The organism is Hoeflea sp., from assembly GCF_984452065.1.
The window spans coordinates 1-3387 of record NZ_CFHWAF010000234.1 but is presented as its reverse complement, the minus strand read 5'-3'; the positions used below and the strand labels follow the sequence as shown (position 1 = coordinate 3387).

Here is a 3387-nt window from a genome sequence, read left to right as displayed (position 1 = left end):
GCGCGAGCGACCGGCTTTGCTAACGCACTGCTACACCACTTCAGGGGACACGACCTCAAACTCTTCCAAAGCAGCAAACAGGTTTAGTAGGGGCAAGTCGGGAGAACTGAATGTACCGCGCTGCCAGCAGGAGCAAATCCAAGAAACTGAATTGTGGAGCCTGTTGTGGTTGAGCTTTCCAGCATTGTTATCTCGCTCATCGCCCTCACTGTATCAGGAATAACACTGTGGCTAACTCTCCTGCATCGGGGCCAGCTTAAAATGACAAAACCAAACGTGGTTTTCTTTGGACACGATCACGCCCCCAAAACTACAGCAAAAATATTCTTTAGAACCCTGTTGTTCAGTACCGCAGCGCGGGGAAGCGTTATTGAATCCATGTACGTGAAGGTTTCCAACAAAAGCAAAACCGAAATATTCAGTTTTTGGGGTTACGGTCAAACCAACAATCTGGTTCCCGGCAGCGGTCTTTTCGTTCCGAAGACCGGAATAGCGGCGGTACATCACCAGCAAACAGCTTGAGGCGGATATAGGCAGCAAGGGACAACGTGCCCGAGCCCGGTCCAGTTGCGCCCGTTCGTCTTCTGTGAAGCGGATCGAGAAGGGCGGCGGGTGCTTCTTGTGTTTCGGCTTTGAAGAATGCGCCGCTGCCCCTGAGAAGTCCTTGACCAATACTGGGGCGCTCATAGCTCCGGCCCCTCAAGATCAAGATTTTGATGTTGTAACTGGCGCTCCCAATCCTCTAAAGTCTCAAAAAGAGAGTTCGAGGTTTCTCCTTCCGGAGGCACCATTTCTCCCAAGCCATCGAATACGGGACGACAGTCTTCCGCCGGTTTTCAACGCGACACTTGCGCGCCCGCCCCGGCTGCGCCAGATAGAACGATTGCAGTCACCGGAACACCATGCTGATGCAAAGAAGCGACCTTAACGCCCGGTTCCTTCCCGTCGACGGTTCGCCGCCGGTGCAATGGCGCGTGGAACCGGGGCTCACCGATTATGAAGGGGCCGTCCGGTTCATGGAAGAACGGGCGGAAGCCATTCGCGACGGCCGTGCGGATGAACTCGTCTGGCTGGTCGAACATCCGCCGCTTTATACGGCAGGAACCAGTGCGCGGGAGACCGACCTGCTGGCGCCAAACCGGTTCCCGGTTTACCGGACCGGCCGGGGCGGCGAATACACCTATCACGGCCCCGGTCAGCGGGTCGCCTATGTCATGCTCGACCTCAAACGGCGCCGGTGCGATGTGCGCGTCTTCGTCGCGGCGCTGGAAGCCTGGATCATCGACACGCTCGCCGGCATGAATATCAAGGGAGAGCGGCGCGAGGACCGCGTCGGCGTGTGGGTTGCCAGACCCGAACGCCCTGCCCTGCCGGACGGCACACCGGCCGAAGACAAGGTCGCGGCGATCGGCATCAGGTTGCGGCGGTGGGTCAGTTTCCACGGCATATCTGTCAATGTGGAGCCGGACCTTGAGCACTTCTCGGGGATCGTGCCCTGCGGCGTCTCCGGTTACGGCGTGACCAGCCTCGTCGACCTTGGCCTTCCCGTAACGATGGAAGACACCGACACGGCCCTGCGCCAGTCGTTCGAGGACCTCTTTGGACCGACCGTCACCACAGCGGATCTTGAGCAGACGCCCTGAAACCTAGAAATGCTTGCCGGGTTCAAACGGACCGATGCGGGTGGACGCGGCAACGAGATAGGCCGTCGACCATCCGATCAGCACAAACCCGCTGAGGCCCTCCATGCCCGCCAGCATGCGCCACTCCATATCAATCAACCGGTCGCCATAGCCGAGCGTCGAGAAGGTGATCGCGGAGAAGTACATCGCATCCGAGATGGTGGCGATCGCACCGGTCACGCGGTAGACCGCCGCCCAGAGCCAGATCTCAAGGGTATGAACGGCAAGGAGCCCATGGACCAGAATCACCATGGATATGACCTTGCTGCGGAATTCGTGTATGGGATGCCGGCCGGCGACCCGATTCATCACATTCGCCACGCCTATCAGGCCGAATGTGTGGACAATGACGGTCAGCGACACGACAACGGTGCCGAGCAACAATTCTGTGATCATGAAGCCTCACTCCGGATGCCAGTTTCGGGCGGTCAAGGCCAGGCTGATGCGCGGCGTAACCTGCTTGCGAATGTGATGGGTCTGGTACGCGCTGTCAAAGCGATTGCCCACCGCGGTGCGGCGACGGCACCGGGTTTTCAACGGCAATCGGCACATAAATGGCGGAAACGGGAAAGCCTGCCGGAAAGGACTTGCTTAACACATGCGAAGACCCGTAGCACCTGCCTGTGCGACACGGATCGCATGCAGGACATCAACATGCAGGAGAAGCCCATGATGGCCACAGCAGACATGACAGTCGCGCCTCCCGACTACGACACGCTTGGCGGACGGATTTCCCGGGCACGGGACGCGTTCGACCTCACCACCTCGCAATTGGCCCGCAGGCTGGGTGTGAAGACCGAGACCGTTCATGCCTGGGAGACGGACCGCTCCGAACCGCGGGCGAACCGTGTCACCATGCTGGCCGGCGTGCTTGGCGTGTCTCCGACCTGGTTGCTCAACGGCATCGGCGAATCGCCGGCCTTGCCTGTCGTCAATTCGGAGTTGAAGGTTCTCACCGAACAATTGGCAAAGCTCAAACGCGCGCACGAGGCGATGGGGCTGATGATCGATTCGATCGCCGCCGAGGCCGAGAGAGTTGCCCGCCAGATCAACAAATAGATATCCCGGCTGACGCGCCGTTTTTGTCGAACTGGCATGTTGATCGCTCGCCCGTGCTCTGACAGTGTGCGTTTCAAAAGAGCTTGAAAGACCGTCAGGAGGAGAAGATGGACGTTCGCGCTGCATTGGCCGTGGAGGCCGGCAAACCGCTTGAGATAACAACCGTACAGCTTGACGGGCCGCGGCAGGGCGAGGTTCTCGTCGAGATCATGGCGACGGGCATCTGCCATACGGACGAATTCACACTCTCGGGCGCCGATCCGGAAGGTATTTTCCCGGCCATTCTCGGCCATGAAGGCGCCGGGATCGTGCGCGAGGTCGGAGCGGGCGTCACATCGGTCAAACCGGGCGATCATGTCATTCCGCTTTACACGCCCGAGTGCCGCGAATGCGAATATTGCCTCAACCCGAAAACCAATCTTTGCCAGGCGATACGCTCGACCCAGGGACAGGGTGTCATGCCCGACGGCACCAGCCGCTTCTCGCTGAACGGCGAGAAGATTTTTCACTATATGGGAACGTCCACATTCGCCAATTTCACCGTTCTGCCGGAGATAGCACTGGCGAAAATTCACCCGGACGCGCCGTTCGACAAGGTCTGCTATATCGGCTGCGGCGTGACCACCGGGATCGGCGCCGTGATCAA

Annotated in this window: 5 protein-coding genes; 4 read left to right on the top strand and 1 reads right to left on the bottom strand. The window is 59.2% G+C overall.

What is annotated here, in order from left to right:
• The first annotated feature begins 165 nt into the window (after positions 1-165).
• A complete protein-coding gene (locus tag AC5E6N_RS23820) occupies positions 166-522 on the top strand; it encodes a hypothetical protein (RefSeq protein WP_491750140.1) in 357 nt (118 codons plus the stop codon).
• A gap of 386 nt (positions 523-908) precedes the next feature.
• A complete protein-coding gene (lipB, locus tag AC5E6N_RS23815; protein ID WP_491750139.1) occupies positions 909-1643 on the top strand; it encodes a lipoyl(octanoyl) transferase LipB in 735 nt (244 codons plus the stop codon).
• Between the two features lie 3 nt (positions 1644-1646).
• Here lipB and AC5E6N_RS23810 read toward each other — a convergent pair whose 3' ends face one another.
• Positions 1647-2078 carry an ion channel gene (locus tag AC5E6N_RS23810; protein ID WP_491750138.1) on the bottom strand — a complete coding sequence of 144 codons (432 nt, stop codon included), beginning with the start codon at positions 2076-2078 and terminating at the stop codon, positions 1647-1649.
• 273 nt (positions 2079-2351) lie between these two features.
• Between AC5E6N_RS23810 and AC5E6N_RS23805 the strand changes: the two genes are divergently transcribed.
• On the top strand, positions 2352-2741 hold the full coding sequence (locus AC5E6N_RS23805) for a helix-turn-helix domain-containing protein (protein ID WP_491750137.1): 390 nt from the start codon (positions 2352-2354) through the stop codon (positions 2739-2741).
• 107 nt (positions 2742-2848) lie between these two features.
• Positions 2849-3387, top strand: a 539-nt coding sequence (locus AC5E6N_RS23800) for an alcohol dehydrogenase catalytic domain-containing protein (RefSeq protein WP_491750136.1), incomplete at its 3' end; no start/stop codon positions are given.